The following is a 26917-nucleotide window of genomic DNA, read 5'->3' as shown; positions in this document are numbered from 1 at the left end:
TGCGAGGCGCGGCGGCGGGAGGCGGACAGGTCCGGCGCGGCGGGCTTATGACGGGGCGTCGTGGCCGAAGAAGGTATTTTCCAGGCTTTGCGTCTCGGCCGGCGGCAGGCGCATGGCCAGCTTCTGGATGTCTTCCAGGTAGCACCGGGCGTTGCTCAAGAAGAAGGCCAGGGCCGGCGCGAACGTCTTTCCCACCAGGCCGTCGATAAAAAGGCGGCTGATTTCCTTTTCCCGCAACAGCACGTACTGCGACAGCAAAAAAATCCGGCGCTCGCGCAGCGACATGGCCCGAAGCGCCCGGGCCATGACCGTGCGGGCGTGGGGCTGGTACATCCAGAAATAGAGAAAATCCAAAGCATTGGCGATGAAGATGGCTTGCAGGCCGCCCGGGTGCGATTCCAGGCCGGAAAGGAATTTCTTGGGCGACTCAAGCAGGCTCGCCGCATCGGCGTCGGGATGGAGCAGCTCGAGCCGGGTCTGCGCCTCCCGGAGCTGGCGGAATTTTTCCCGGTAGTCGCGGGCGCGCAGGCGCAGGTAGCGTCCCCGGTCGGCCAGTCCCTCGATCACCGCGGCCACGCAGTCCGAGGCGAACTTGGACACGATGGCCGCGAAGGGTTCCAGGATCGCCTCGGGCGAGGCCGCGCCGGCGTGGCGCAACACCCAGGCCAGGGCGAAGTTGATGCCGACGGCCAGCGGAATGGAGAGCACCGAGCGGAACAGGTTGCCAAGCGCCGCCGCCCGGGGAAGCCCCCGGAAAAGATTATGGCTGGCCAGGTAAAGTCCGTTGGCCAGGGCCATGATGGTGAAAAGCGCGGTCGGGTTGGTGGCGGTGGTGATGCCGAGCCCGTGGCCGAGGAGCGCCGAGCGCACCAGGACGTCGAGCAGCGGCACGGAAAAGCCGGTGAAAAAAAGCGAGTCCGCGATCCGGTCGATGCTGACGTAGTCCTCCCAGCGCAAAAGCTGGCTGCGCCGCAGCCCGCCGCAGCCGAAAGCCGTCTGGATCAGGTTGCGCAGGCCCGTGATGCCGAACCAGATGAACGGTCCGCCATAGGCCAGCACCCACCACGAATGGGTGCTGGCGAAGGAGGCGGCGGCCACGGCGAAGCCGATGCCGATCTTCGCGGCGTTTTTGAGTGAGCCGTTGGCGTAGCGCGCCCGAAAGCGCATGGGCTTGGCATCGGCGGCCGCTTCCAGAAAACGTTCGGCGGCGCTTGGCTGGGTGCCGCCCAGGGTATGGATATTGGCCGTCTTCCCGGTTGCCCGGAATGCCCGCCCGGTGGTCCAGGACAGCCGCCAGCGGTAGCCGCCAAGGCGCAGCAGCGGCCATTCGCCAAGGCGGCGAAGCGTCCTGGTGAGCGGTCCCGGCGGGCAGTCGTCGGGCAGGGCGCAAAGGCGCGGCGACACGGCCAGGCCCACGGGAATGACCCGGCGCAGGCTTTGGCCCGGTTTTTTGGCCCGGGCGGCCAGATGGGCCCGGGTGCGGTGGGGCAGGGTGTCGGCCACGGCCAGCCCCATGCCGTGGCAGCGGGTGGAATGGCCCGAGGAATCCGAACCCATGCGCACGCCAAGGGGGGAGAGGCGGTAGGCGGCCGTCATCTCCCCCACCTCCGGGCGCAACTCCCGCAGCCGCGCGGCCGTTGCCGCGTCGCCGGTCGCTTCGGCCTTCTCGGCCGTCCGGGTGATGCGCTCCTTGAGTCCCACGGCGTCGCCGACGTTGAGGATGGCCAGCAGCTCCAGGGTGTCGGCCGCGTCGCGTTTTTGCGTTTCGAAAACCCGCAGGTTGAAGATCTCGATGTGCGTGATCGCGCCCCGGCAGGCGAACAGCAGGCGCAGCACGTCGGCGACATCCATGCCCGCCGCCACCAGGGTCAGGCGGTGCGTGCCGCACAGTTCGGCGAGCGCCCGGCAAAGCTCCCCCGGCGAAAGCCGCATGCGCTTGGGCAGGGTTTCGCCGGGCGCGGCCTCCTCGGGCGCCGTGAGCCCGGGGTTGGCCTCGGGCGAGAGCCAGCCGTCAAGAAGCGCTTCCACATCCAGCGCCTCCAGGCTGGCCAGGTAGTCCTTGAGCGCGGCCTCGTCCGAGGGCGTCCGTGCCTGCACGTCCTTGCCCCGCGCGGCCAGAAGCGGCTCCAGCCGCTCGTGGACGAAGCGGGCCAGGTGCAGGGGGCTTGGTTGGCCGTGCCCCACGCTCTCGAGAAAATCGTCCGGGGATAGCGGGGGCAGGTCGAGCCCGAAACGGGCGTTTATGGCCGGCCGGTGGCGCGCGTTGAAGGCGTCGAGCAGGGCCAGGGCGTGGCGCTTGAAACGCTCGGAGATTTCCCGTCCCTGGCGCATGAAGTCCTCGATGGCCGGATCGCGCAGGAAGGCCGCGCTTTCCTCGGGCCGGGACAGGGCCTCCGGCGTCCACAGGAACTTGACCGGCCTGCCGTCGTGGCGGGCCAAAAGCTCAATGCCGATGGCCACCTCCATCTCCATGATGTCTGCGGCGGCCAGCAGTTCGGCGGCGGTGTCCGGATGCACGTGATGGTAATGGATCACGGTGAGCCGGCGGATGCCCTTGATCCAGGCGTCGAGGATCAGGTGGGTGGGGGATTTGCGACCCTTGGTCGCGGCGTCGTGGACGTGGTCGTCGAAGGCAACCTGGTTCCACTCCTCGGGCATTTCGAGCAGGTGGTGCTCGGCGAGCAGGCGGCGCACCACCCGGGGATTGCCCGGCACGGCGGCGCGAAAGTCGTGGGCCAGCTCAAGCTGCCGCCTGCGGTCGTCGCCCGCCCGCACGAGCCGCTTCATGATTTCCAGCAGCACCCGGGCCGTATTTTTCTCCAGGCCCGTGCCGGCGATGGCCGTGGCCTCGTCACGCAGACAGCGTAGCGCCCGCAACCTGACGTCGGCCAGGCCGGCGTCCAGCGAGCCGATCAGGCGGATGATGGCATAGGCCAGGCGCATGGCGCGCGGGGCGGCCATTTCCTTGATGCCGTGGGGGTGCAGGTACGAGGCGAGCAGTCCCCGCAGTCCCGGTGAATCCCGCCGGGACCAGACGTCGGCCACAAGTCCCAGCAGTTCGTAGTCCCCCCGGTCGAAGCACAACCGGGCCGGGCCGGACAGTTCCGGACCGGGCGGAAGCGGGGGGCGCTGCCTGGCCGGGGCGAGCCGCGGGAGGAAATTGGCTGGGAAATCAGTTTGTTGCATAACCGACTTTTTTCCTTGAAAAATACCTAGCGTCCGGCCACGCTGGGCGTCAAGGGGCGACGGGCGGGCCGCTTGGCCTGTCAAAACTGTTTTGTTATGCACGGCATCGATAGGCGTGATAATCTCTGTCGCAATACGGGAGGAGAGATGGGAAAACCCAAGGTTCCCCAGGCGGCCCTGGACATGGCCCGGCAGGCGGCCGGCGATATCCGCCGCCTGGAAGCCGAGGCGGCCAGCGCCCTGCACGAGGCGGGGGACACCGCCGGTCACCGGAAGTATCTGACCGACAAATGCTTGACCCTCGAGGCCTTGTCCGAGGAGGCGGCCGATGTCCTGGCCGACGCCGATACCGACGGTGTGACCGCCTTTACCGCCGGGCTCGAGGATTTCGCCCGACGGGCCGGCATGGCCCTGTCGCTCGAGAGCATTTTTTTCATGGGCGCGTTGCTGTATCCCGAAGAGTACCAGGACGGCGACCTCAACGATCTGGAACGGTTTATCGACCGATTCGAGGCGGCGTAAGGCCATGAACGTCTTCGATCCCATCGTGATCAACGGCATGCGGATCAAGAACCGCTTTGTGCGCTCGGCCACGGCCGAGGGCCTGGCCGCCCCCGACGGCACGGTCACGGACCGGCTCGAGGCGGCGCTGGCCGCCCTGGCCGTCGGCGGGGTGGGGCTGATCATTTCGGGCCATGCCTATGTGGAGAAACGGGGGCAGGCCGGCATGGGCCAGCTTGGCGTCCACACGTCGGAGATGGAGGCGGGGGTGGCCAGGCTCGCCAGGGCCGTGCACGCCCACGGCGGCCGGTTTGTGGTCCAGCTCGCCCATGCCGGGTGCCGGGCCGATCCGGCCCTGTCCGGCGAGCCGGTGGTCGGGCCTTCGCAGCCCGAGGACCCGGACGCGCCGCCGTGCTCGGCCATGAGCGCCGAGGACCTGGCCCGGTTCGAGGCCGCCTTCGGCGCGGCCGCCGCCCTGTGCCGCGACGCCGGGGCCGACGGCGTGCAGATTCACGCCGCCCACGGCTACGGCATAAGCCAGTTTCTTTCGCCGCGCACCAACCGCCGCTCGGGAGCCTACGGCGGCGCGCTGGCCAACCGGGCCAGGCTGCTGCTCGAGACCATAGGCGCCATCCGGGGCCGGATCGGCAACGATTACCCGGTGCTGGCCAAGATCAACTGCGAGGATTTCATCGAGGGCGGCATGACGGCCGAGGAAGGCCGGCAAGTCGTTTCCTGGCTCGCGCTGGCCGGCGCTGACGCGGTGGAGCTTTCCGGCGGCACGCTGGATTCGGGCAAACTGTCGCCCGTGCGGCCCGGAAAGATCGCCATTCCCGACGGCGAGGCCTATTACCGGGAACAGGCGGCCGCGATCAAAACAAAGGGGCTCGGCATACCGCTCATTTTGGTCGGCGGCATACGCAGCCTGGAAACCGCCAATGGGATTGTCGCCTCGGGCACGGCCGACATGGTCGCCCTGTCCCGGCCGCTGATTCGCGAACCGGGACTCGTCGCGCGCTGGGAATCCGGCGATGCCGCGCCCTCGGCCTGCGTCAGCGACAACGCCTGCTTCGTGCCCCTGCGCCGGGGCGAAGGCGTCTCCTGCCTGACGGCGGCCCGGGAAGCCCGACGCAGGGCGTCGTAATGAGGCTGGGGGGAACCTTGTCTTTCAAAAGGTTCCCCCCAGACCCCCTTCCCAAGACTTTTCACGGTGACGGGATGTTGTCCGCCAATAACTCGTAAAAGTTAAAAAATTTAGGAAAGGGAGCGCGCGAGAGGGGCTACTGCCCTTTTTAAAGGGTTTCCCCTCTCGCACTTCCTATCTTCTTTAGTCTTTTTCGTTGTTCTGAATGAAGGCGATGGTTTTTTCCGGCAGGGCTTTTTGGCCGCCGGCGGCCGAGAGTTCCGTCAGGTCTTCGGTGATGGTGAGCATGAGGTTGGTGAAGCGCGTCTGCATGTGCAAGCGTTCCTGGGCATCGGGACTGTGCCAGGCCTGTTTGAGCAGTTCCGCCGCGTGGTGGTGGATCATGAGCGCGATGGGCTTGGGCATGCTGCCATAGTATTCCAGCATGTTGGCCTTCATCTCGTCGATGCTTTCCAGGAATTCGGCGAAGTGTTCGGTTTGCCGCTCTTCTTCCATGCGCGCCCGGCGGCATTCTTCCTTGAAGCGGATTTCCATGAGTTCCAGGCGCTTTTTGAGCTCCGCCGCGGCCACGAGCTTTTCTTCCTTGAGCCGGTCGAGCTCGGGCTGGTTTTCCTTGCGCCACTGGGCCGCCTCGCTGCGGACAGAGTAGCAAAGCCTGGTGATGGCCTTGGCGATGTTCTCGGGTATCGACATGGTTACCTCGTTTGTTCGAAAAAAAGTTCCATCACCGGCGGCGTGTCCGAAGCGCCCGCGTTGGCGAAAAAGCGGTTGAGCGCCGCAAGCCGGTCGAAATCGACATCCGTGATCGCCTTTTCGATGAAAACCGACGTGCGCTGGTGCATGTAGGGCGTCATCCTGCGTTTGTTGGCCTCGAGCTGTTCGCGCACGATGACCGCCATCTCGCGGATGTTGCGGCGCTGATGCCGCAGCGCCAGCTTGGTCCGCGTTTTTTGGCCTTTGGCCGCGATATCTTCCCGGATGCGGCGGTGTTTTTCCAGTCGCCGTTCCAGCCGGGTTTTGCGGCCGAGCAGGTAGCGGTAGGCCAGAAAGGTCAGAAGAAGCGCCGGGCCGTACAGGGCGACCACGGAAAAAGAGACATAGATCAGGGAAGTCTGGGCGGGGTTAGGCGGCATGGCGGAAAATACGGGCGTCCGGGAATCGGCTCGGGGCTTTGGGGGCCACGTGCCGGGCGAAGGGGAAAAGGCGTTGTCGCGTACTCGTGGCTGCACTCATGCGGCTGCGCACCCGCGTCGCCGGCCGGCGGAGCGGCGCTCCCCGGCGGCTCAAGCGGGCGTCCATTTGCCCTGCTAGGCCAAAGCCCGGCCGGCGTCAAGCCGGCGCTTGTGCCGCCGGTCGCGGTCCGAAAGCCCACGCGCCAACCGGCCGGGACCACGGGGGGTACCAGGTGGGCAAACCCGTTTCCTCCGGGCGCAAAACGCGTCCGAAGTAGACGGCGGCCGGGTTTATAGAATTTTCGTGACGCTCCTTTGTTGGGGGGATTCTTCTATCCTGCTGTGATGTCGAATGAAATAGAGCCAGTGTCAAATTGCCCGGGCCGTCGCCCCAAGTCTATACTCCTGGCGTTTCGAAAAACGCCCAAGCCAGGAGCCTGTCCCATGCGCTGTCCCATTTGCGAACGCGGCTGTATCCTCGAATCCGGAAAGACGGGCCTTTGCGGCCGCTACACGCTGGAGGACGGCGGCGTCGAGGAGTGCTATCCGGACCGTTACCTGATCACCAGCCCCATTTCCGTGGAAACCATTCCCTTGCTCCACTTTCATCCGGGCGCGCCGTTTTTCCAGATCAGCACCGTGGGCTGCAATTTCGACTGCCCGGGCTGCATCGCCACGGTCACGGCCCGGGAGATGCGGCCGGACAGCCCGGCTCTGCGCCGCATGCCGCCCGAGGCCGTGGTGGACATGGCCGAAAAGCAGGGCTGCCGGGGCATCGCCTTTTTGATGAACGACCCGCTGGCCTCCTATTTCACCTTTCTGGAGGTGGCCAGGGAGGCCAAGGCGCGGGGGCTTATGGTCGGCTGCGCCAGCAACGCCTATTTCACCGAGGCGTCCCTGGAGCCGTTTCTGGGGCTTTTGGACTGCATCAACGTCGGCGTCAAAGGGATGAGCGCGGCGCGCGCCCGGCTGTGCGGCGGGGCGAACCCGGAAGTGGTGCTGCGCAACATCCGGGCGCTGATCGGGGCGGGCGTGCATGTGGAGGTCGCCTGCATGGACCGCCTGGACAACCGGGACGACACCCGGCTTTTGGCCGCGACCCTGGCGGAAATCTCTCCCGACATGGTGCTCCAGATGATGCGCTTCGTGCCCATCGAGGACGCCGACCCGGCCCTGGAGCCGGCCATCGCCGACACCGAGGCCTTTGCCCGGGAGCTGCGCCGCACGCTCCCCTTCACCTACGTCTTCAACACCCCGGGCACGCGCGGCCTGGACACGGTGTGTCCGTCGTGCGGCGCGCCGGTCGTTTCACGCGATTTTTACGGCCCCATGGGGGCGCGGCTGGTCGGGCTCGCCCCGGGCGTGTCGCCCGAATCCGTGCATTGCGGCGCCTGCGGGGCCGACACGGCCGTGCGGGGGCCGGTGGAGCCGCCGGTCATGCGGGAGGGGGCCTTTCAAGGCGGCTACCCGTTCACCCGGGCGCTGGAGATCGTGGAATCCATGTGCCTGGCCATGGGCGTGGACGATCAGGCCGAGGTGGTCGCCGTGTGGGAGCATCTGCTCGCGCGGGGCATGTTGCACCAGCTCCACAAGGACATCCAGACCATCGACGGCTACATGCGGCTGATCCGCGAGTTCGGCGGGGTGCTCGGCCGCGACCGGGCCGCGTCGGGTCTGGTGGATTTTCTGGCGGAGATGATCGCGCCGGTGCGCGAAGGGGCGGCCAAGGTCGCCAGGCATCCCCGGACCTTTTACGCCATGGGCAAGCCGCTTTTCGGCCTCAAGGGAGACCGGTTCGAAAACCATCTCGTGGGCGTGGCCGGCGGGGAAAGCCTCAACACCACCCTGGACCTCGACGGCCGGCCCGGCCGTACGGTCTCGGCGGCAACGCTGCAAGAGCTTGACCCCGAGGTGATCTTCATCTCGTCTTTTCTCTCGAACAACATCGACGATTTTTGCCGGGAATGCGGGGAACTGGGGCTTGACGTGGCCGCGGTGCGAGACGGGCGCGTATACACCGCCCCCGTGCCGTCGAGCGACTTCGGCGCGCCCAAGTGGGTGCTGGGGCTGCGCTTTATCGCCAGCAAGCTGCACCCGGAGGTTTTCCACTTCGACAGCGTGGCGGACGCGGCGGACTATCATGCCCACGTTTTCGGCCGGCACTTTCCGCTCGCGAGCATCAACCGGTCCTTTGCCAAGCCGAGCCGTGATTGGCGCTTTGTGAAAGGGAGGGGGAGGGAGGATAATGCGAGAGGGGCAACCCTTTGAAGAGGGCAGTAGCCCTCTCGCGCTCTCCCTTTCCTGAACTTTTTGCCGGCACGGGTGCCACGCACGGGCATTTGCGGAGGAAAGTATCGAGAGCCAGGGGAAAGGCTTTGGCGAGCCAAGGCCTTTCCCCCGCAGGCGGAAGCGGCGGTTAGTCGGTGACGACCATGATGCTGGTGGCCTTGATCATGGCCTTGACCGGAGAGCCGGCCTTGAGCCCCATGTTTTCGGCGGATTCCTTGGTGATGACGGAGACGATGTCCACGCCGCCGGCATCGATGATCACTTCGGCGTTGACCATGCCGATGTTGACGGACTTCACGGTGCCGGGGATAAGGTTGCGGGCGCTGACTTTCATTGTTTTTTTCTCCTGGTTGAAGGATGCTTGCGGAGTTTGCGAATCCTTCATAGCACAAAGATGAATTGTTTCCAGTCAGAGAAAGACTTTTTTCAAAGAAATTTTCAGTCACACGAGATGTAAACTTTCCATGTGAGTGTAGTATTGCAATCCTACTGCATGAGGAATTGAAGGAAAATTGCCTTCTTGTTTTCAATGTTCTTCGAGAATTTTTGGCTTGCTATGGCGCAACGTCGTGGCGGACGAGGCCGTCTGGCCGCCCGGCGGGTTGCGGGCCCGCAAGAATTGCCGCGACGAAGGTTGAGACGGCAGGCGTATGGAAGAATCAAGGATGGGAGGACTGAGGCAATGGTTTCGATTTTTATTTTCATTTGAACAAAGAAAAGGTAATGTTTGCCGCAGCGGGTAAAAGGATACTCAAAAAAAACTATTGCTGTGTATATGTGCTAAGGAATCTTTGGCGCGGCTAACTTCAGTGTCGTTTTGATATGTTTTATGTAGATGACATAATGCTTGATTCATAATTGTATGATGGAGGAAGGGGTATGGACGTCACTGGTCAATCGAAACAGGAAAAAAAGATTGAAGAAATGGCAAATGTTGTTGAGAAGGTCCATGCCGGGCTTTCCCATCTTTCGGTTAAAGGAGACTTTCGTCTCGCCATCGCGGCGGCCCTTAAGGATTTTGGCGAATCGAGTTGGAAGGATATCGGCAAGGGACCTCGATCGACGCGCGAAAAATTTTTCGCGGCAATTTGCGACTATGCGATCCCGAGGATAGTGAAAATTGGTTTTCCAGAAAGCAAGGTCGATACTTTGCGGCAAGGGTTGCAAGAGATGAATGCGAAATACCTGCAAGGATAAGAGGATGTGAACTTGTCGACAAAACCACGTGGGTCAGGTCGCTGCGAAGGTTCGAGTGCGAGGCACAAAAAAACAAGTCCGACGCGTAGGTAGCTGTGCGAGGGCGGGTTTTCGAAGTATTGCTTTGAATAGCATCAAGTCTTGTGCCGTGTTGCGCCGCAAAGGAGACCGCGCGTGTTGCCCCGCATTACCGCGATGGTAAATCGTCCTTATCTGAGTTTGCTCATTGTTTTGACGGCCTTGTTCATTTTGGTCCCGGTGGGCACGCGAAGTTTGGACTATGGAATAGTGTTGGATATAGTTTATTATGTAGTTGTAATTGTAGGATTGCGTTCAATAGCCTCTTTGTGGTTTTCCCGTATGCTTATGGCGCTTGCGCCGTTTTATATCGCTGGTGATGTCGTTGGGCTGTTGCTCAAAAATACAACGATCATAATGTTGGTATGTCTGCTGGGGGCGGTCATTATTCTCGGCGTATGCGTCAGTATATTGTTCGCTATTCACAAGGTGAGGCAAGTTAACGCGGATGTCATCATGGGGGGGATCTGCGTTTTCTTGCTTATTGGACAGTTTTTTTACATGATATACTTTTCAATGTACCTTTTTGATGCCAGCGCCTTTGATTTCACGTCGCATGGAAAGCACCCGCCGCTCCTGAATGCCATGGGAATGATTTTTTATTTTAGTTACAGCTGTCTTTTGACCTCCGGCTTTGGCGATATTGTGCCCATGAATGCATGGGGGCAATGTCTAAGTGTGCTGGAGGGAATAGCTGGCCAGTGTTTCCTGGTGGTTTTCATCGCCAGGCTCGTCAATCTCCAGTATCGCGCCCCGTCCGGTTCCGATCGGCCGCAGGAATTGCGGCGGCCATTGGACTGAGGGTCCCTGCCATTAAAACTTTCTGAGCTCGAACAGCTTTTTCGTCTGGGTCGAGACGATGTGGAAGTACTTGTCCTGGGGGATGAAGATATAGGGCACGTCCTCGGCCCGGCGGAACAGGAAATCCGAGAGGATCATGCGGTTGACGGCCTGGTGGCCGATAATCATGATGTGCTCGGAATTGCCGCTCAAATAGAGGGCCTTTTTCACGCCCCGGTAGACCCGGCCGGCCATGGTGGCGTAGCCCTCGCCGCCGGGGTAGACGAAGTTGTACTTGTTGCGGGTCCGGGCCGCGAAAAGGTCCGGCCGCGTGCGCTCGATCTCGGCGTAGCTCATGCCGTCGCATTCGCCCACGTCGATCTCGTCGAATTCCGGGAAGGCGTGGTGGGTGGTCTGGCCCTTGCGCGTCTCCAGGAGCGGCTCGGCCATCTCCAGGGTGCGGGTGAGCGAACTGGTGAAGATGTAGGGCAGGGGCGTGCCGATGAAATGGCGGGAGAGCGCCCAGGCCTGTTTGCGGCCCTTGTCGGTCAGGTTCGAGTTGCCGCCCACCATGTCGCGCACGTTGTATTCGCTTTCGGCGTGGCGCACCAGAAAGAGGTTCTTGATCCAGTCGGACATGAGCAGGTCGCGAATGCGGCCGTAGTAGGGCAGGCCGGCCGAGATGCGCTCGAAGAGAATGCGGTTGTTGAGCGTGTCCAGGCGCACCAGGTCGTGGACCTCGTCCGGCGGCTCGTAGATGTGGCGGTAGTAGCCGATGCGGGTGACGAAGCTTTTTCTCGCCTCGGCCTCGGACAGAGTGGAAAATTCCGGGAGCCTGGTCTTGCGGGCGATGGACAGGGCCAAAAGCTCGGGGTCGTCGTTGATGCACTCGATAAAAAGGATGGGGTGGTTGGGCAGATGGGCCCGCAACGTCTCCCGCCGTTTGCGGGAGACGTTGGTGGCGTCGAGGATGGCGATGTCGCCTTCGGTGGAAAGGTAGGCTTTGGCCTCGGCGAAATTGACCGCCGCGATGCGTTCGCGCAGCCCGGCCGCGTGGATGTTGGCCGGGTTGTAGAAGTCGGGGTTGGACGTGTTGCCCGGGATCATGCGCCGGCGCACGTCGCCGTTGTTGAAGATCCCGACCTTGATGTCGTCCTTTTCCAGGTTCTCCTTGATCTTGGCGCCGACGGTGGACTTGCCCATGGCCGGCAGCCCCACCATGGCGATGTAGAGCTTGCGCGGCCTGGCCATCAGAGCAACCCCACTTCCCAGTTGAAATGGCTGGAGCGTTCGCGGCGCTCCACGTCCTTGGGCATGGGCTCGCGCAGGTCCGCGAACACGGCGTAGCCGGCCTTGGCCAGTCCCTCGCGGTGCCGGCCGAGGTCGACCTCCCAGTTGGCGTAGAGCCAGTAGGTGCGGTCGTACTTCACGGCCCAGAGCCCCTCTTCCTTGGGGCTTATGACCGGCAGGCAGGTCTTGATCTCGCCGGAAAGCACCCGGGAAAGCCCGAGCGGCCAGGCACCCTTGTACACAAGGCCAAGGGGCAACGGCGAGAGCTTGGGCAGGGCGAGCAAATCCTCGCCGGAAAGCTCGGGCGAGACGAACGCCCCGGCGAAGCCGGTCCGCTCCAGCTCGCCGAGGGCGAGGGGGTTGGCGATATTGCAAAACGGCCCGGCCCACAGTTCCAGTCCTTTGGCCTTGGCCGGGAAAAGCCCGGTCTGCCAGGGCGCGCCGAGCACGAACCGCTTGCCGCCGCGCGAGCAGATGGCCGCGACAAGGCTCACGAACTCGCTTTCCTCATCCGGCCAGATCACCGGCGGCAGCCACCACCAGACCGAGGCGGCCCGGCCCAGCGGCAGATTGTGCGCCCGCTTGGTGGAGACCCACACGCCGAACGCGCCGCCCTTTTCCTTGCGCATGTCCGGATGCCGCCACACGCTTATGGCAAGGGGCTCGCCCCGGCCCGGCTTCCTGGGCCTGGGCATGGCGGGAGTGAACTCCACGGGCTTGGCCTCGCGCTCGGGCAGGCCCTCGAGCGCGGCTTCCAAGGGGCGCAGCTTGTCCATGAGCGCCGGTTCGCGGCGGTCGATCAGGTAGGCGGCCATGCCGGATTCCGGGCGCGGGCTGTCGGTTATGGTCAGCGTCAACCGGCCGCCCTTGGGCACCGGGCGCGTCACCTTGATGATGCGGTGGCCGGGCTCGTCCTCGGTGCCGAGGCGCACCAAGTCGCCGGTCATGAGCGTCACGCGGGTCGAGAGGTTCCATTGTCCGGGCTTCATGCCCCGCGTAAGCTTGCCGGCCGGCATGCCCGAGCCGGTGCGCTCCTTGGCGTCGATGGGATTCTTGGGACGCTGGGGCAGGAAATTGTAGTTGGTGGTGGCCCGGCCAAGGGACTGTTCCAGGAATTCCAGGGCCATTTTCTTGGCCGAGGCGTCGTCCGCGAAGTCGCGCAGGAGCTTGTAGGCCGCGACGGTGTGGTAGACGTAGTGGGGGCCTTTCTTGCGGCCTTCGATCTTCCAGGCCGCCACTTCCGGGATGGTGAGAAGCGCCTTGGTCAAAACGTCGAGGCTCAGGTCCTGGCAGGAGAAGTAACGGCCCTTCTGGCCCCGGTGGGCGTAGACGCGGCGGCAGGGCTGGACGCAGCGGCCGCGAAGCCCGGATTTGCCGCCGAGGAAGCTGCTCCAGTAGCAGCGGCCCGAGACGTTGTAGCACAGCGCGCCGTGGACGAAGGCCTCCAGGGAAAACCCCTCGGGCGCGGCCTCGGCCATCTCGCGCATCTCGTCCACGGAGAGTTCGCGCGGCAGCACCACCCGGGAAAAGGAATAGCCGGGCAGGGCGGCAAGTCCGGTCGGGCTCGAAACGTTGGCCAGGGTGGACAGGTGCAGTTCGCCCTTGTAGCCGGCCTGCCGCGCCACGGCGGCCACGCCGAGGTCCTGGACGATGAGCGCTTCCGGGCCGACGTCGGCCATGAGCCGCTTGACCAGCCGGCCGGCCTTGTCCGCCTCGTCGGGCTTGAGCAGGGTGTTTACGGCCACGTAGGTGCGAACGCCCCGTCCCCTTGCCAGCTCGGCCAGCCCAGCCAGTTCGGAGATGGAAAAATTTCGGGCCAGCATGCGGGCGGAGAAGTGCTTGAGCCCGCAGTAGACGGCGTCGGCTCCGGCGGCCACGGCCGCCAGAAAGGAATAGGGATCCCCCGCAGGGGCCAGGATTTCAGGCTTTTTCGCCTCGGTCATAGGGATACTCGTTTGCAGGAATTTTAGGCGGGAGATGCCGCGAGGGGAATACCATAGGTCAAAGTCGATCAAGAGGGAATACTTTTTCCGCATCCTCGGCCGCCGGCCCGTCCGTCTCCTTCCGGCGGCGAATTGGTTACCATATTGCAACAGTCCGGTTTTGATGCAATGGTGGCTGCCACGTTTTCACCGGAGGGGGAACATGCAGCTGGTCACCGAACAGATGGAGCGGTATTTGTCGGGCGGGGCCTGGATTCGCAAGATTTTCGAACAGGGCCTGGAACTCAAGAAGAAGTACGGCGAGGAAGCGGTCTGCGACTTTTCCCTCGGCAATCCCGACTTGCCGCCGCCGCCCGTGATCGGCGAGTGCCTGGCCGACCTGTCCTGCCGGATGGATAAGCCCTTCGCCCTGGGCTACATGCCCAACCCCGGCTACCCCGAAGTGCGGGCCGCCCTGGCCGAACACCTGCGCAAGGAGCAGGACGGCGCGCCCATTACCGCCGGCGACGTGATCCTCACCTGCGGCGCGGCCGGCGGCATCAACGTCTTTTTCCGCACCGTGCTCACCCCCGGCGACGTGGTCCTGTGCCCGTCCCCCTATTTTGTGGAATACGACTTTTACGCCGCCAACCACGGCGCGACCCTGACCACCGTGCCGACCAAGCCCGACACCTTCGAGCTGGACATCGCGGCCATGGAGGCGGCCATCACCCCGCGCACGCGGGTGGTGATGATCAATTCGCCCAACAACCCCACCGGCCAGATCTATTCCAAGGAAACGCTCATCGAGCTTTCGGCCATGCTCACCCGCCAAAACGCGGGCCGCGACCGGCCCATCTACCTGCTCGCCGACGAGCCGTACCGTTTTCTGGCCTACGACGGCGCGACGGTGCCGTCGGTGCTGCCGCTCTATCCGTATTCCCTGGTCATCGGCTCTTTTTCCAAAAACCTGTCCCTGCCGGGCGAGCGGGTCGGGTTCGTCGTGGTCTCGCCGGACATGCCGGGCCGGGAAAAGCTTGTGGCCGGCATGGTCTTCGCCAACCGCATCATGGGCTTCGTCAACGCCCCGGCCGTGGGCCAGGCGCTTTTGCTGCGGGCGCTCGGCCAGGAAGTGGACCGCACCATCTACGAACGCCGGCGCAAGGCCATGGCCGGGGTGCTGACCCGGGCCGGATATTCGTTTTTCATGCCGCGCGGGGCGTTTTATTTCTTCCCCAAATCGCCCATTCCGGACGAGGTGGCGTTTGTGGAGCGCCTCGCGGCCGAGCGGGTGCTGGCCGTGCCCGGGCGCGGTTTCGGGCTGCCCGGCCACTTTCGGCTGGCTTTCTGCGTGGACGAGGCCGTCATCAACCGGTCCGAGGCCGGCTTCGCCAAGGCCATGGCCGGATAACGGACGGGCTTTTTTTACAAGATATCTGTTGACAGCCCCGGTGGGGCGGCTTAATTGATCGCATCTCAACGTTGGCTAAGTCTTTGTAACCGTCTCCGAGGATCTTTGCGTTTGCGAGCTCCCGTCGACCTTTGAAGAGTTAGCCCGAAAAAAAGTTTGGAGCTTTAGCGAATGTCCAAGAAACTCTACGTCGGCAACCTGCCTTTTTCCACCAACGAAGATGAAATCCGCAACCTTTTCGCCGCCTACGGCGATGTGGAGTCGGTCAACCTGATCGTTGACCGCGAGACCGGCCGCCTGCGCGGCTTCGGCTTCGTGGAAATGTCCCCCGAAGGCGCCGATGCCGCCATGGAAGCCCTCGACGGCAAGGCTTTCGGTGGTCGCGACCTGCGCGTCAACGAGGCGCAGGAGCGTCAGCCCCGCTCCGGCGGTTACGGCGCCCCCCGTCGCAACAGCTGGTAGTCGCCGACACGCCGGTGCAAGCCGGCCACGGTATGTAGCCAAGGCCCCGTCCGCTTGCGGATGGGGCCTTTCTCGTGATTCCCGCCCGACGGGACGCTTACTTGACGCCTTGGCCAAAGGCGGTTAAGTAGTCCAACTTTGCCCTTTACCGAGGTGCCCAAGGACCATGTTCGACAGCCTTACCGACAGACTCGACGACGTCTTCCGCAAGATCAGGGGGCACGCCCGCCTGACCGAGGAGAACGTCCAGACCGCCTTGCGCGAGGTTCGTCTGGCCCTGCTCGAGGCCGACGTCAACTTCAAGGTCGTCAAGGACTTCGTCGACCGCGTGCGCGAGCGGGCCATGGGCCAGGACGTCCTCAAAAGCCTGACCCCGGGCCAGCAGGTCGTCAAGATCGTCCACGACGAAATGGTCGAGCTGCTCGGCGGCGAAGCCCGGGAACTGGACCTCAAGGCCTCCCCGGCCGTCATCATGGTCGTGGGGCTGCAAGGCTCGGGCAAAACCACCACCTGCGCCAAGCTGGCCCTGAAGCTGCGGCGGGAACTGAAGCGCAAGCCTTATCTGGTGCCGGCCGACGTCTACCGCCCGGCGGCCATCGACCAGCTCCATAAGCTGGCGTCACAGCTCGATATCGAGGCTTTTCCGTCCACCACGGACCAGAACCCGGTGGACATCTGCACGGCCGCCCTGGAAGAGGCCAAGCGCACCGGCCACGACGTGGTGCTGCTCGACACCGCCGGCCGCCTGCATGTCGACGAAGCCCTCATGGAGGAGCTTTCGGCCATCAAGGCCAAGACCGGGCCCGGCGAAATCCTGTTCGTGGCCGACGCCATGACCGGCCAGGACGCCGTCACCGTCGCCTCCTCGTTCAACGACCGCTTGGGCGTCACCGGCGTGGTGCTCACCAAGATGGACGGCGACGCCCGGGGCGGCGCGGCCTTGTCCGTGCGCCAGGTCACGGGCAAGTCCATCAAGTTCGTGGGCACGGGCGAAAAGGTTTCGGACCTGGAAGTCTTCCATCCCGACCGGGTCGCCTCGCGCATCCTCGGCATGGGCGACATCCTGACGCTCATCGAAAAGGCCCAGGCCGACGTGGACGCCGATGAAGCGGCGGCCATGGAAAAGAAACTGCGCAAGGCGCAGTTCACCCTGGAAGATTTCCGCACCCAGATGCGCCGGGTCAAAAAGCTCGGTTCCATCGAGGGCCTGCTCAAGCTCATCCCCGGCATGTCCCAGATCCGCAAGCAGCTGGGCGAAGTGCAGATGCCGGAAAAGGAGATGGCCCGGGTCGAGGCCATCATCAATTCCATGACCAAGGCCGAGCGGGCCACGCCCAAGCTCATCAACGTCAGCCGCAAGGAACGCATCGCCAAGGGCTCGGGCACCACGGTCCTGGAAGTCAGCCAACTGCTGAAAAATTTCACCCAGATGCAAAAGATGATGCAGCGCATGATGGGCGGCAAGGGCATGCCGAGCATGCCCAAGATGCCCCCCGGCATGAAGCTGCCCGGCGGCATGCCGGGCGGGATGCCGGGGATGCCTCCGGGAATGCCTGGCGGTATGCCTGGGGGCATGCCGGGAGCCCCCGGCGGCGATCCCGAAGCCGTTCGCGCCGCCCGGGCCGCGGCCAAGGCCGCGGCCAAGAAGAAAAAGGAACAACGGAAAAAACGGAAAAAACGCTAGCCGCATGGCGGGCGAATATTCCACAACAGCTCTCACCCCGAAGGACAGGAGAATACGTTATGGCCATGAAACTGCGTCTGACCCGCATGGGTTCCAAGAAGCGCCCGTTTTACCGCATCGTCGCCATGGATTCCAAGACCCGCCGCGACGGCCGCGCCCTGGAGTATCTCGGCTACTACAACCCCATGGTTGACCCGGCCGAAATAAAAGTGGATAGTGAAAAAGTGCGGTCCTGGCTTGAGCGTGGAGCCAAGCCCTCGGATACCGTGCGCGCCCTGCTGCAGAAGGCTGACGTCTAGGCTCCTCCGGCACACGCCGCTTGGAAGGAGAGGTCCGGGCCGGAAATCCCAGACGCCGCCGCTTCACCCCCGGGTGCGGCCCGGGGGTATACGGAAACGGAGGCGGAAGTCCTTCGCTTGCTCTTACGGTTACCTCAGGAGGTGCGTATGTTGAAGGACTTGATTGAGTATGTGGCCAAATCCCTGGTGGACAACCCGGATCAGGTGCAGGTGTCGGAGATAGAGGGCGAACAGACCTCGGTCATCGAACTCAAGGTGGCCAAGGAAGACCTCGGCAAGGTCATCGGCAAACAAGGCCGGACCGCCCGCGCCATGCGTACCATCCTCGGCGCGGCCTCGACCAAGGCCCGCAAGCGCTCCGTGCTGGAGATCCTCGAGTAGGAACGCCCGCGCCGATTCGACACGACCGCCATGGGCCCGGAAAAATACATCATTGTGGGTGACGTGGCGCGCCCACACGGCATCCGGGGGGAGTTGTGCATCGACAGCCATGCCGACTCCCCTTCGTACTTCGACCGGGGAGCGGAGGTGCTCCTGTGCCCGCCCGGGTCTCCTGGGCGCGGCCGCGTCTATACCGTGCGCGCCGCCCGCGTCCATAAGGAACGCCTTCTCGTCAGCTTCGAGGGCGTCCCGGACCGCAACGCCGCCGAGCTCCTGCGGGGGCTGGCCGTTTGCGTGCCGGCCTCGCGCCTTGTCCCGCCCGATCCCGACGAAGTCTTCCTGCATCAACTCCTCGGCCTGCGCGTGCGTCTGGCCCAAGCCGCCCCGGGCAGTCCCGATTTCGGCGTCATCGAAGACGTCCGCGACTCCGGCGGGGCCGAGCTTTGGGTGATTCGCGACGCCGCCGGCCACGAGATTCTTTTTCCCGCCGCCGACGAGCTGGTCCCCGACATCGACCTTGAGGCCGGTTTCGTGGTCATCGACCCGCCGCCCGGTTTGTTGGAACTCTACCAGACCGACTGACACCGCGTTCATTCGTCCGAGTGTTGCCGCAATGGCGATGTTTTCCCGCAAGGCAAGGCCGACATATATCGGTTTTGTTTGGGGGAGGCTGCCGTGTTGTCGTTGCACTGTCGCTGTTGTTGGTCGGGCCGGCTGGGGGCAGTGCGGCCGCGCGCGGCGCATATTTGAAGAATACGCCCTCGCGTCCGTCCTGCCCCCAGCCGGCCCTGGTCGCGCGTCCCATCCCCGAAAGCGATGCGTACCGACCGTACGGATCCACACAGCCATTGGAAAGCAAGAGGCGTACGTACCCTCGCATGGCATGGCACTCCGGCGAGCGCGGCTTGCCGCCAAAGCTGAAAACAACCCCCGCTGCTGCGTGTGCAGGTTCGCCGGCTCGCCCGATGTGGACTCCCATTCGAGTGAAGGGTGCGCCTCTACAGTATTGCTCTTCCTTTGTGGATAGAAAAGGGCTCTTCATTCCTTTGGAAATGAAGAGCCCTTTTTCTGCCGCGCCCGGTGAACCCCATGCCCCCTTTGAAAGTTTTTGATGGGGGGTCCGGGGGGAAACTTTTTTCAAAAAGTTTCCCCCCGGCCGCCGGAGGCACCCCTCATATATCGCCTCCGGCAGCGAAGCCCGAGGCCCAGGCCCAGTGCAGGTTGAAGCCGCCGAGGCGGCCGGTGACGTCGAGCAGTTCGCCGATGACGTAGAGGCCGGGGATGTCGCTTGCGGCCAGGGTCTTGGAGGAGATGCGGTCCACGGTGACGCCGCCGAGGGTCACTTCGGCCTTGGCGTAGCCTTCGGCCCGGGCCGGGGCGAAGGAGAAGGCGGCAAGCGACGCGGCGAGCTTGCGGCGGGCTTTGGGGGAGAGGCCGGCGGCGGGGCCGGTCGCGCCGAGGTGCTGGCACAGGGCGGTGGCCAGGCGTTTGGGCAGGCAACCGGACAGGGCGTTTTTGATCTCCTGGCGGCCGGCTTCGGCCAGGATCGCCTCGGGATCGCGGCCGGGCAGCCAGTCGATGGAAAGCGTTTCGCCCTCGCGCCAGAAAAGCGAGGCATCGAGCACGGCCGGGCCGGAGACGCCTTTGTGGGTGAAAAGCAGCTCGCCGGTGATGTCGCATGGGCCGGTCAGGCGCACGGGCAGGGATACGCCGGCAAGTTCGCGGCAAAGCGGGGCCATGTCCGGCCCGGCCAGAAGCGGGGTGAGGCCCGGGCGCAGTTCAGTGGCCGGCAGGCCGAAGCCCCGGGCCAGGGTGTAGCCGCAATCCGTGGCACCAAGTCCCGGCCAGGATTTCCCGCCCAGGGCCAGCACCAGGGAGGTTGCGCGCACGGAACCGGCCTCGGTGTCGATGACGAAGACGTCGCCGTCCTTGCGGGCGTCGCGCACACGCGTGCCGAGCTGGATGCGAGCGCCCGCCCGCCGGGCCTCGCTCAGGAGAAACCGGGTCAGGGCACGCGCGCCGTCGCGGCAGAAGACCTTGCCGCCGGGTTCCTCGACCGTGGCCACACCGCCGGCATGGATCCAGTCCAGGAAGTCGGCGGGGGAGAAGCGGGCCAGGGCCGATTTGACGAAATGCGGGTTGGCGCAATGGTAATCCGCGGCCCGGATGTCGGTGTTGGTGCAATTGGCCCGGCCGCCGCCGGCGGCCAGCACCTTGCGGGCGGCCTTGGGGCCGTGGTCGATGACGAGGGTGTCGCGCCCCCTGCCGGCGCAGGCAATGGCGCAGCAAAGCCCGGAGGCCCCGGCTCCCAGAATGACGACGTCAGTGTGCATATTGTGAGAGATGAGCCGGGGGGAAACCTTTCTTGCAGAAAGGTTCTCCCCCCGGACCCCCTTTCCAAAGACTTTTAATAATAATGAAGTGTTAACTGTATAACACTGGCCACGTTATAAATTTTAGGAAGGGGAGAGCGCGAGAGGGGAGAACCCTTTTTCAAAAGGGTTTCCCCTCTCGCACTTTCTTCCCCATTCTTCCTTCCCTCTTCCCTAATTTCCGGCCACGGCCATCCAGGTTTCGAGGGCGTCGAGCAAGCGCGTTTTGGCGACGGGTTTGGCCTGGAAATCGTCGCAGCCGGCGGCCAGTCCCCGCTGGCGGTGTTCCTCGAAGGCATGGGCGGTCAGGGCGATGACCGGGGTGCGGGGGCGGCCCAGTTCCGTTTCCATGCGGCGCAGGGCCCTTGTCGTTTCGAGGCCGTCCATTTCGGGCATTTCCATGTCCATGAGCACGATGTCGTAGGGCGTCTCGCGCAGGGCTTCGAGTCCGGCCTGCCCGCTGGGAGCCCAGGTCAGGTCGAAGCGGCTGTCTTCGAGCATGATTCTGGTGACTTCGGCGTTGCCGGGGCTGTCCTCGATGAGCAGGACCGTCGCCCGTCGGCCTGGATGGGAAATGACTGTGGGTTTTGCCGCATGCGGCAAGGCGTCTTGCGGGACCGGGGTATGCACCGGGCGCAACGGCAGGCGCACCGTGAAGGTCGATCCCTGGCCGACCGCCGTTTCCACCCGGATGCTGCCGCCCATCAGGTCCACGAGCTTTTTGGAGATGGCCAGCCCCAGGCCTACCCCGCCGTAGAGCCGGCTGGTGGTGGCGTCGGCCTGGGTGAAGCGGTCGAAAATGACGGGCAGTTTGTCCACGGGGATGCCGATGCCGGTGTCGCGCACGTCCAGGCGCAGCCAGTCCCCGCCGGTGGGGCCGGCCTCCCGGCCGACGGCCAGGACGATGCTGCCCTGGTGGGTGAATTTGACGGCGTTGCCGAGCAGGTTGACCAGGACTTGCCGGATGCGGTCCGGGCTTAGGGAAACGCTCGGGGGCAGGTCTTCGGCGAGATCGAGGCGCAGGGCGATGTCTTTCGCGGCGGCGTCGGGGCGCATCATGTCCACGATGCGTCCGGCCAGCTTCCCGATGTCGCAGGGCTTTTCCTCGATGATAAGTCCGCCGGATTCGATCTGGGACAGGTCGAGGATATCGTTTAACAAGGTGAGCAGGCTTCCCCCGGCGATTTCGATGGCGCGGATGGCCTGGGTCTGCTTGGGCGGCAGGTCGGCGGCCGAGAGCGCCTGGGCCATGCCCAGGATGGTGTTCATGGGCGTGCGGATTTCATGGCTCATGGTGGAGAGGAATTCCGTTTTGGCCCGGTTGGCGGCTTCGGCGGCTTCCTTGGCCCGGCGCAGGGACCGCTCTATGGCCTTGCGCTCGGTGATGTCCACCAGCACGGACAGGAGGCAGGTTTCGCCGTACGCCTGGATGGGCACGGCGGAATAGAGCACCACCACGGTGGAGCCGTTTTGGTGGAGCAGTTCGAGTTCCTTGCCGACGATGGAGCCCTTGGCGACAAGTTCGTCCACCAGCGCCCGGCGGTCCTCGGGGTGTGGCCACACCCCGAGGTGCAGGCTTTCGCGGCCGATCACAGCCGCCTTTTCGTAGCCGAACATGCGCGCTCCGTTTTCATTGATATCCACGACGCGGCTGTCGCGCTGGGCGCTCACGCAAAGCCCGACCGGGGAGAGGCGGAAGATCTTGGCCAGTTGGTCCTGGCTTTCCCGCAGGGCGGTCTCGTCCCTTTTGCGGCGGGTGATGTCTGTATGGGAGCCGGCCATGCGCACGACCTGGCCCTTTTCGTCCTTGGAATTTGCACCCCGTCCGACGATCCAGCGGTAGGAGCCGTCCGCGTGACGCATGCGGTATTCCACGACGAAGCTGTCCGTTTCACCCGTGGCGCAGCGACGGTTTTCCCGCAGGACGGCCTCGACGTCGTCGGGATGGATGCGTTGGTTCCATTCCGTAACGGTCGGGGATAACGCGTCCGGGGCGAGCCCGAGGATTTCCAGGTAACGGGGCGAAAAATAGACCGCATCCGTACGCAGGTCCCAGTCCCAGATGCCGTCGTTGGAAGCGCGCACCACCAGCGCATAGCGGGCTTCGCTGGCGGCGAGCGCTTTCTCGGCCTGCTTGCGTTGGGTGATCTCGTTGCCGACGCACAGGAATTCGGTCGGGAGTCCCTTGGGATCGCGCAGGGCGATGACGGACCACGTGATCCAGATGGCGCGGCCGTTCTCGCCGATATGCCGCCGGTCCAGGGTTCGCGCGCCGTCCGGAGCCTCGGCCAGGACGGCCAGGATCGCCCCCCACGATTCGGAGGCATCGCTTCCCGGCGCGCCACCCAAGGCGTCGATGTCGCGTCCGAGCATGCGCTCAAGGGGCAGGCCGAAGACCCGCTGGCCCCAGGCGTTGCAGAATACCACCCGGCCGAGGAGATCGAGGCGCACGATGAGGCAGGCCGCGTTTTCGACCAGTTCCCGGTAGCGGCGTTCGCTTTGGCCGACCGCTTCGAGCAGCTCCTCGAGCCTGGCTGTCTGGCGGCGGACGGTGCGCCGCAGCAGCGCGTTTATGGACAGCAAAACGAGCGCGGCCGCGGCCAACGCCGCCACGGCCAGCAGGGCGTAGCGCAGGCCGGACGAGGGGAAAAGGGGCGTGCCGCGCCACTTCTTGTCGATTGCCTTGAGGTCCTTGGCCGCAATGCCGTCGAAGCCCGCTTCGACGAAGCGCAAAAGCGCCGCGTTTCCCTTGCGCACGGCAGTGTGCAACTTGCCGGAATAGAGGATGAAGGCCAGCCTGAATTCGCCGTCGAGCCCCTGTCTGTAAAGGTGGTACATCGCCGGCGGGGCGTCCATGCAAAAGACCTTGATATTGCCGTTCTTGGCGGCCTGGATCACGTCCTCGTAGGTGTCGTAGTACAAAAGCGGGCCGATGCCGTGCCGCTGCAAAATCTCGGCGCAGGCGTCGCCGCGTTTGACCGCCACCGGAAAGCCGCGCAGGGAAGCCATGTCGGTGATGCCGGAGAGGTCCTTTTGCACGAAGACCGGCACGTCGATGGTCGCGTAGGGTTTGGAGAACAGGAAGTCCTTTTGGCGGGTCTCGTTTTCGAAAAACAGGTCGATGACGTCGGCCTCGCCATGGCGCATGGCGTTTTGGGCCGCGTCCCAGTTCATGGGAACGAGGGTGACCGGCACGCCGGTGCGTTTTTCCCAAAGCTTCCAGCGATCAACCAGGATGCCGCGCACCTCGCCCGAAGGGGTGGTGATGATGTAGGGCGGGTAATCCTTGTCCACGACCACGGTGAGTTTTTCCGGGCGTGTGGGTGCGGCTTGGGGCGGTTCCGCCGGGGACGGCTCGGTTGCGGCCGGGGCGAAGGCGGGGAGGAGGGCGATCGCCAGGAAGGCGGCGACAATAAGAAAAAAGAAGGCGCGGGCGGCGAGCGACAAGGGATGGCCGGCGAAAGCGGCCGGGGGAAAGGCGTCGGACGGGCGGCGAGAGGCCGCCGCCTCGGGTATTGGAAATCGCATTGCCGCTCTGTTGTTGAAGTCGCGCCGTCTTGCGGCAGGTCCATGCCCGCAATGGCTTTCCTGTTACGCGAAAGCCCAGCGGGCGGCAATGCGGCTTCACCCGCCCGCCTTCGACAAATTGGGCGATACGGTTTTCCTGAAAATGGAAAAGGTGGCGGAGTCGGCTAACTCCATTCCTTCATCGGCGGGTTGGACTTGCCGGTCATGGATTCGATGTCGATGCGCACCACGGCCGTTTTGGACACCACCTCGGGCCGGAAACCTTCTTCCGGGCCGGCAAAGTGCCGCATGAGGATGCGCAATCCCTCGACTTTTTCCGCTTCGTCCTCGAGGAAGACGGCCGTGCCGAAGCCGATGACCGACTTGTAGTAGGCGGTGTAATCGCAGGGGCGTTCACCGGTGACGATTTCCACGGCGCTGTCGATCTCGAAGCAGACCTTGGGGTTTTGACGCAGGATGTCCATCTTCTTGCCCTTGAGCGATGAATGGAAATAAAGGTGTCCGGCGGCGTAGCCGATGTTGACGGGCACGACATAGGGCCACGCGCCGTCGTAGAGCCCGAGCCGGCACACCTTGGCCCGCATGAGCTGTTCTTCCAGTACGCCTCTGTCCGTGAGTTCCCGCTCTTTCTTGCGCATCGCCTTTCTCCCGGCAGCATTCGAGCCGTTTGTTTGGTTGGGGCTGGCTGGCCGGCGGCGGGGCGGGATAGCCGCGTGCGGCGCATATTTGAAGAATACGCCTTCGCGTCCGCTCCACCCCGCCGCCGGCCCTGGGAACGCGTCCCAGGTTCGGGAACGATTTCCGCCCGCCCGGCATCCCTGTGGGGAAAGCCTGGCTCTGTTCCCAAAAAAATGAAAAACCCCATATCCCCTCTCAGGCGGAGCCTCCGCCCCTTTGAACGTTTTTGAAGGGGGTCCGGGGGAAACTTTTTTCAAAAAGTTTCCCCCGGCCGCCGGAGGCATTCCATTCCCTCTCATCGCATCGGCTTACGCGGTCATGGCGTCGCAGACCTTGTGCATGAGCGCCTTGATGTCCTTGAAGGCTTCGCGCCCGGCGTGCATCTGCTTGGGGTGGTGGATGGTGGGGCCGGGGGTGGCCACATCGGCGGCGCAGTACTTGATGAGCTTCTGCATGTTCACCGGCTGGGTCTCCAGATGGAACTGCAGGCCGACGACCTGGCCGCCGTTGGCGACGAAGGCCTGGTTGGCGCAGGCGGCAGAGGAAGCGGCATGGACGGCTCCCGGCGGGATGGAGAAGGTGTCGCCGTGCCAGTGGAAGGCGTAGAAGGATTGGGGGAATCCGGCGAAGACCGGCTCGGCCAGACCTTCCGGGGTCATTTCCACCTTGAACCAGCCGATTTCCGGCACCGGATTCTTGGTCACCGTGCCGCCGAGGACGGCGGAGACGAGCTGGGCTCCCAGGCAGATGCCGAGCACCTTCTTGCCGGCGGCGATGGCCGCTTCGATGGCTTTTTTCTCGCCGGCCAGCCAGGGATATTCTTTTTCGTCGTAGACGCTCATGGGCCCGCCCATGACGATGAGCATGTCGTAGTCCGAGGCCGGAGGCGGGGTCTCGTCGGCGTAGAAGCTGGTGGCGGTCAGGGAGTGGTCTTTTTCGGCGGCAAAGGATGCGATGGAGCCCACATCCTCGAAGGGGACATGGTAAAAGGCGTGCAGGCGCATGGGTACCTCCCGAAGTGACGATGGAAGTCGGCGCGGCGAAAGCGCCGATGCCGGTTGTCGGTTCCGCCCCGGGTTCTTGTCAAGGCCGGGGGGCCGCAAACGCCGGCCGGGGCTTTCCACGGGGGGGCGGGTTGTCATATAGGGGCATCATGCCCCACGCCCCGGCGCGGGCGGCTACCAATTAAAACATGAGGAACTCCATGACCAATTCCACGTGGCATGCCCAGACGCTGGCCCTGCATGCCGGCCATGCTCCGGATGAGGATACGCTTTCCCGGGCCGTGCCCATCTACCAGACCACAAGCTTTTTGTTCCGCGATGCCGCCCATGCGGCCAACCTGTTCGCGCTCAAGGAAGCCGGCTACATCTACACGCGGCTTGGCAACCCCACCACCGACGTGCTGGAAAAGCGCCTGGCCGCCCTGCACGGCGCTCCGGCCTGCCTGTGCACGGCCTCGGGCATGTCCGCCATTTTCTACGCTGTGGTCGCCATCACCAAGGCCGGACAGAACATCGTTTCGGGCAGCAACCTCTACGGCGGCACCCACACGCTTTTCGAGCATACGCTGAGGCGCTTCGGCATCGAGGTGCGGTTCGTTGATTCTTCCGACCCGGCCAATTTCGCCCGGGCCATCGATGCCGACACGCGCCTCGTCTACACCGAATCCATCGGCAACCCGCGCTGCAACGTGGACGATCTGCCCGCCATCGCCAAGGTGGCCCACGACGCCGGCATCCCCTTTATTCTGGACAACACTGTGGCCGCGCCGCCCATCCTCAATCCCTTCGAGGTGGGGGCGGACATCGCCGTCTATTCGCTGACGAAAATCATCGGCGGCCACGGCACATGCATCGGCGGGGCCATTGTCGAAAGCGGCGGCTTCGACTGGGCGGCGGGCGGAAAATTCCCGGAGATCACCGCGCCCGACCCCACCTACCACGGGGCCAATTTCTGGGAGATGCTCTGTGAGCTCGAGGGCACGCCGTGCTCGGCCTTTTGCACCAAGTTGCGCACCGGGCTCATGCGCGACATCGGCGCGACGCCGGCCCCCATGAACAGCTTCCTTATCATCCAGGGCCTGGAGACGCTGCCGCTTCGGGCCCGGGCGCACTGCGCCAACGCCCAGCGCGTGGCGGAATTTCTGGAAGCCCATCCCAAGGTGGCCTGGGTCAATTACGCCGGCCTGCCAAGCCACAAGGACCATGCCCGGGCCAAGAAGTTCTTTCCCCTCGGTCCGGGAGCGGTGTTCGGCTTCGGACTCACGGGCGGCATCGAGGCCGGGCGCACATTCATCGAATCGGTGAAGCTGTGCTCGCATCTGGCCAACATTCTCGACGCCAAGACCCTCGTCATCCACCCGGCCAGCACCACCCATTCCCAGCTCACCCCCGACGAGCTGGCGGCGGCCGGCGTGGCCCCGGACATGGTGCGCATCTCGGTCGGCATCGAAGACGTGCGCGACATCATCGCCGACCTGGACCAGGCCCTGGCCCAGGTCCCGGCGTAGGAGAGGGGGAGGAAGGAACCGGGGGAGGGAA

Annotated in this window: 22 protein-coding genes; 12 read left to right on the top strand and 10 right to left on the bottom strand. The window is 64.3% G+C overall.

Annotated features, from left to right (window positions below; translation table 11 throughout):
• Positions 1-45 precede the first annotated feature (45 nt).
• Positions 46-3186: a hypothetical protein gene (locus DESFRDRAFT_RS15675; protein WP_005995535.1), complete on the bottom strand. Its 3141-nt coding sequence runs from the start codon at positions 3184-3186 to the stop codon at positions 46-48.
• Positions 3187-3333: 147 nt separating this feature from the next.
• On the opposite strand from DESFRDRAFT_RS15675, the gene DESFRDRAFT_RS15670 reads away from it, so the two are divergent.
• Together DESFRDRAFT_RS15670 and DESFRDRAFT_RS15665 are read left to right on the top strand one after the other, a co-directional pair.
• On the top strand, positions 3334-3708 hold the full coding sequence (locus DESFRDRAFT_RS15670; protein WP_005995534.1) for a hypothetical protein: 375 nt from the start codon (positions 3334-3336) through the stop codon (positions 3706-3708).
• 4 nt (positions 3709-3712) lie between these two features.
• Positions 3713-4831: an NADH:flavin oxidoreductase gene (locus DESFRDRAFT_RS15665; RefSeq protein ID WP_005995533.1), complete on the top strand. Its 1119-nt coding sequence runs from the start codon at positions 3713-3715 to the stop codon at positions 4829-4831.
• 183 nt (positions 4832-5014) lie between these two features.
• Here the strand turns inward: DESFRDRAFT_RS15665 and DESFRDRAFT_RS15660 are convergent, their stop codons facing one another.
• Both DESFRDRAFT_RS15660 and DESFRDRAFT_RS15655 read right to left on the bottom strand, forming a co-directional pair.
• Positions 5015-5524 (bottom strand): hypothetical protein, encoded by a 510-nt coding sequence (locus tag DESFRDRAFT_RS15660; RefSeq protein ID WP_005995532.1) that lies wholly within the window; start codon positions 5522-5524, stop codon positions 5015-5017.
• Between the two features lie 2 nt (positions 5525-5526).
• Positions 5527-5964 carry a hypothetical protein gene (locus tag DESFRDRAFT_RS15655; RefSeq protein ID WP_005995531.1) on the bottom strand — a complete coding sequence of 146 codons (438 nt, stop codon included), beginning with the start codon at positions 5962-5964 and terminating at the stop codon, positions 5527-5529.
• Between the two features lie 483 nt (positions 5965-6447).
• On the opposite strand from DESFRDRAFT_RS15655, the gene DESFRDRAFT_RS15650 reads away from it, so the two are divergent.
• Positions 6448-8271, top strand: a complete 1824-nt coding sequence (locus DESFRDRAFT_RS15650; protein ID WP_005995529.1) for a radical SAM protein — start codon at positions 6448-6450, stop codon at positions 8269-8271.
• 148 nt (positions 8272-8419) lie between these two features.
• Here DESFRDRAFT_RS15650 and DESFRDRAFT_RS15645 read toward each other — a convergent pair whose 3' ends face one another.
• The gene (locus tag DESFRDRAFT_RS15645; RefSeq protein ID WP_005995528.1) at positions 8420-8626 is read right to left on the bottom strand and encodes a TOBE domain-containing protein; all 207 of its coding nucleotides are present in this window, start codon (positions 8624-8626) and stop codon (positions 8420-8422) included.
• 545 nt (positions 8627-9171) lie between these two features.
• On the opposite strand from DESFRDRAFT_RS15645, the gene DESFRDRAFT_RS15640 reads away from it, so the two are divergent.
• Together DESFRDRAFT_RS15640 and DESFRDRAFT_RS20845 are read left to right on the top strand one after the other, a co-directional pair.
• Positions 9172-9489: a hypothetical protein gene (locus DESFRDRAFT_RS15640; protein WP_005995526.1), complete on the top strand. Its 318-nt coding sequence runs from the start codon at positions 9172-9174 to the stop codon at positions 9487-9489.
• Positions 9490-9663: 174 nt separating this feature from the next.
• Positions 9664-10368 carry a potassium channel family protein gene (locus DESFRDRAFT_RS20845; protein WP_005995524.1) on the top strand — a complete coding sequence of 235 codons (705 nt, stop codon included), beginning with the start codon at positions 9664-9666 and terminating at the stop codon, positions 10366-10368.
• Between the two features lie 12 nt (positions 10369-10380).
• On the opposite strand, the gene DESFRDRAFT_RS15630 is transcribed toward DESFRDRAFT_RS20845, so the two are convergent.
• Both DESFRDRAFT_RS15630 and DESFRDRAFT_RS15625 read right to left on the bottom strand, forming a co-directional pair.
• Entirely contained in the window at positions 10381-11598 is a 1218-nt protein-coding gene (locus DESFRDRAFT_RS15630; RefSeq protein ID WP_005995522.1) for a bifunctional nucleoside/nucleotide kinase/histidine phosphatase family protein, read from the bottom strand.
• Positions 11598-13580 carry a peptidase U32 family protein gene (locus tag DESFRDRAFT_RS15625; protein WP_005995520.1) on the bottom strand — a complete coding sequence of 661 codons (1983 nt, stop codon included), beginning with the start codon at positions 13578-13580 and terminating at the stop codon, positions 11598-11600. The genes DESFRDRAFT_RS15630 and DESFRDRAFT_RS15625 overlap by 1 nt, the downstream gene beginning before the upstream one ends.
• 202 nt (positions 13581-13782) lie before the next feature.
• Here DESFRDRAFT_RS15625 and DESFRDRAFT_RS15620 point away from each other — a divergent pair, with 202 nt between their 5' ends.
• The 6 genes from DESFRDRAFT_RS15620 to rimM all read left to right on the top strand — a co-directional run bounded on the left by DESFRDRAFT_RS15620 (position 13783) and on the right by rimM (position 18378).
• Positions 13783-14970 (top strand): pyridoxal phosphate-dependent aminotransferase, encoded by a 1188-nt coding sequence (locus tag DESFRDRAFT_RS15620; RefSeq protein WP_005995519.1) that lies wholly within the window; start codon positions 13783-13785, stop codon positions 14968-14970.
• A 171-nt stretch (positions 14971-15141) separates the two neighbouring features.
• Positions 15142-15432: an RNA recognition motif domain-containing protein gene (locus tag DESFRDRAFT_RS15615; protein WP_005995518.1), complete on the top strand. Its 291-nt coding sequence runs from the start codon at positions 15142-15144 to the stop codon at positions 15430-15432.
• Between the two features lie 166 nt (positions 15433-15598).
• Positions 15599-17116 (top strand): signal recognition particle protein, encoded by a 1518-nt coding sequence (ffh, locus tag DESFRDRAFT_RS15610; protein ID WP_005995517.1) that lies wholly within the window; start codon positions 15599-15601, stop codon positions 17114-17116.
• Positions 17117-17175: 59 nt separating this feature from the next.
• Positions 17176-17415 carry a 30S ribosomal protein S16 gene (rpsP, locus tag DESFRDRAFT_RS15605; RefSeq protein ID WP_005995516.1) on the top strand — a complete coding sequence of 80 codons (240 nt, stop codon included), beginning with the start codon at positions 17176-17178 and terminating at the stop codon, positions 17413-17415.
• Between the two features lie 147 nt (positions 17416-17562).
• The gene (locus tag DESFRDRAFT_RS15600) at positions 17563-17796 is read left to right on the top strand and encodes a KH domain-containing protein (RefSeq protein ID WP_005995515.1); all 234 of its coding nucleotides are present in this window, start codon (positions 17563-17565) and stop codon (positions 17794-17796) included.
• A 30-nt stretch (positions 17797-17826) separates the two neighbouring features.
• Positions 17827-18378 (top strand): ribosome maturation factor RimM, encoded by a 552-nt coding sequence (gene rimM / locus DESFRDRAFT_RS15595; protein WP_005995514.1) that lies wholly within the window; start codon positions 17827-17829, stop codon positions 18376-18378.
• Positions 18379-18968: 590 nt separating this feature from the next.
• Here the strand turns inward: rimM and DESFRDRAFT_RS15590 are convergent.
• The 4 genes from DESFRDRAFT_RS15590 to DESFRDRAFT_RS15575 all read right to left on the bottom strand — a co-directional run bounded on the left by DESFRDRAFT_RS15590 (position 18969) and on the right by DESFRDRAFT_RS15575 (position 25378).
• Positions 18969-20129: a BaiN/RdsA family NAD(P)/FAD-dependent oxidoreductase gene (locus DESFRDRAFT_RS15590; protein WP_005995513.1), complete on the bottom strand. Its 1161-nt coding sequence runs from the start codon at positions 20127-20129 to the stop codon at positions 18969-18971.
• Between the two features lie 213 nt (positions 20130-20342).
• Positions 20343-23696 carry a PAS domain S-box protein gene (locus DESFRDRAFT_RS15585; protein WP_005995512.1) on the bottom strand — a complete coding sequence of 1118 codons (3354 nt, stop codon included), beginning with the start codon at positions 23694-23696 and terminating at the stop codon, positions 20343-20345.
• Between the two features lie 164 nt (positions 23697-23860).
• On the bottom strand, positions 23861-24334 hold the full coding sequence (locus DESFRDRAFT_RS15580; protein ID WP_005995511.1) for a pyridoxamine 5'-phosphate oxidase family protein: 474 nt from the start codon (positions 24332-24334) through the stop codon (positions 23861-23863).
• Positions 24335-24682: 348 nt separating this feature from the next.
• Positions 24683-25378 carry a type 1 glutamine amidotransferase gene (locus DESFRDRAFT_RS15575; RefSeq protein WP_005995509.1) on the bottom strand — a complete coding sequence of 232 codons (696 nt, stop codon included), beginning with the start codon at positions 25376-25378 and terminating at the stop codon, positions 24683-24685.
• Between the two features lie 200 nt (positions 25379-25578).
• On the opposite strand from DESFRDRAFT_RS15575, the gene DESFRDRAFT_RS15570 reads away from it, so the two are divergent.
• On the top strand, positions 25579-26886 hold the full coding sequence (locus DESFRDRAFT_RS15570) for an O-acetylhomoserine aminocarboxypropyltransferase/cysteine synthase family protein (RefSeq protein WP_005995506.1): 1308 nt from the start codon (positions 25579-25581) through the stop codon (positions 26884-26886).
• Positions 26887-26917 lie beyond the last annotated feature (31 nt).

Source organism: Solidesulfovibrio fructosivorans JJ] (genome assembly GCF_000179555.1).
GTDB lineage: Bacteria > Desulfobacterota > Desulfovibrionia > Desulfovibrionales > Desulfovibrionaceae > Solidesulfovibrio > Solidesulfovibrio fructosivorans.
The sequence above is the reverse complement of the archived record's forward strand: the minus strand, read 5'-3'. Positions and strand labels throughout refer to the sequence as shown.

Bases quoted from the DNA above. Each gene is read 5' to 3' on its own strand.
- DESFRDRAFT_RS15675 (WP_005995535.1), bottom strand. From the start codon at position 3,186: ATGCAACAAACTGATTTCCCAGCCAATTTCCTCCCGCGGCTCGCCCCG.
- DESFRDRAFT_RS15670 (WP_005995534.1), top strand. From the start codon at position 3,334: ATGGGAAAACCCAAGGTTCCCCAGGCGGCCCTGGACATGGCCCGGCAG.
- DESFRDRAFT_RS15665 (WP_005995533.1), top strand. From the start codon at position 3,713: ATGAACGTCTTCGATCCCATCGTGATCAACGGCATGCGGATCAAGAAC.
- DESFRDRAFT_RS15660 (WP_005995532.1), bottom strand. From the start codon at position 5,524: ATGTCGATACCCGAGAACATCGCCAAGGCCATCACCAGGCTTTGCTAC.
- DESFRDRAFT_RS15655 (WP_005995531.1), bottom strand. From the start codon at position 5,964: ATGCCGCCTAACCCCGCCCAGACTTCCCTGATCTATGTCTCTTTTTCC.
- DESFRDRAFT_RS15650 (WP_005995529.1), top strand. From the start codon at position 6,448: ATGCGCTGTCCCATTTGCGAACGCGGCTGTATCCTCGAATCCGGAAAG.
- DESFRDRAFT_RS15645 (WP_005995528.1), bottom strand. From the start codon at position 8,626: ATGAAAGTCAGCGCCCGCAACCTTATCCCCGGCACCGTGAAGTCCGTC.
- DESFRDRAFT_RS15640 (WP_005995526.1), top strand. From the start codon at position 9,172: ATGGACGTCACTGGTCAATCGAAACAGGAAAAAAAGATTGAAGAAATG.
- DESFRDRAFT_RS15630 (WP_005995522.1), bottom strand. From the start codon at position 11,598: ATGGCCAGGCCGCGCAAGCTCTACATCGCCATGGTGGGGCTGCCGGCC.
- DESFRDRAFT_RS15625 (WP_005995520.1), bottom strand. From the start codon at position 13,580: ATGACCGAGGCGAAAAAGCCTGAAATCCTGGCCCCTGCGGGGGATCCC.
- DESFRDRAFT_RS15620 (WP_005995519.1), top strand. From the start codon at position 13,783: ATGCAGCTGGTCACCGAACAGATGGAGCGGTATTTGTCGGGCGGGGCC.
- DESFRDRAFT_RS15615 (WP_005995518.1), top strand. From the start codon at position 15,142: ATGTCCAAGAAACTCTACGTCGGCAACCTGCCTTTTTCCACCAACGAA.
- ffh (WP_005995517.1), top strand. From the start codon at position 15,599: ATGTTCGACAGCCTTACCGACAGACTCGACGACGTCTTCCGCAAGATC.
- rpsP (WP_005995516.1), top strand. From the start codon at position 17,176: ATGGCCATGAAACTGCGTCTGACCCGCATGGGTTCCAAGAAGCGCCCG.
- DESFRDRAFT_RS15600 (WP_005995515.1), top strand. From the start codon at position 17,563: ATGTTGAAGGACTTGATTGAGTATGTGGCCAAATCCCTGGTGGACAAC.
- rimM (WP_005995514.1), top strand. From the start codon at position 17,827: ATGGGCCCGGAAAAATACATCATTGTGGGTGACGTGGCGCGCCCACAC.
- DESFRDRAFT_RS15590 (WP_005995513.1), bottom strand. From the start codon at position 20,129: ATGCACACTGACGTCGTCATTCTGGGAGCCGGGGCCTCCGGGCTTTGC.
- DESFRDRAFT_RS15585 (WP_005995512.1), bottom strand. From the start codon at position 23,696: ATGCGATTTCCAATACCCGAGGCGGCGGCCTCTCGCCGCCCGTCCGAC.
- DESFRDRAFT_RS15580 (WP_005995511.1), bottom strand. From the start codon at position 24,334: ATGCGCAAGAAAGAGCGGGAACTCACGGACAGAGGCGTACTGGAAGAA.
- DESFRDRAFT_RS15575 (WP_005995509.1), bottom strand. From the start codon at position 25,378: ATGCGCCTGCACGCCTTTTACCATGTCCCCTTCGAGGATGTGGGCTCC.
- DESFRDRAFT_RS15570 (WP_005995506.1), top strand. From the start codon at position 25,579: ATGACCAATTCCACGTGGCATGCCCAGACGCTGGCCCTGCATGCCGGC.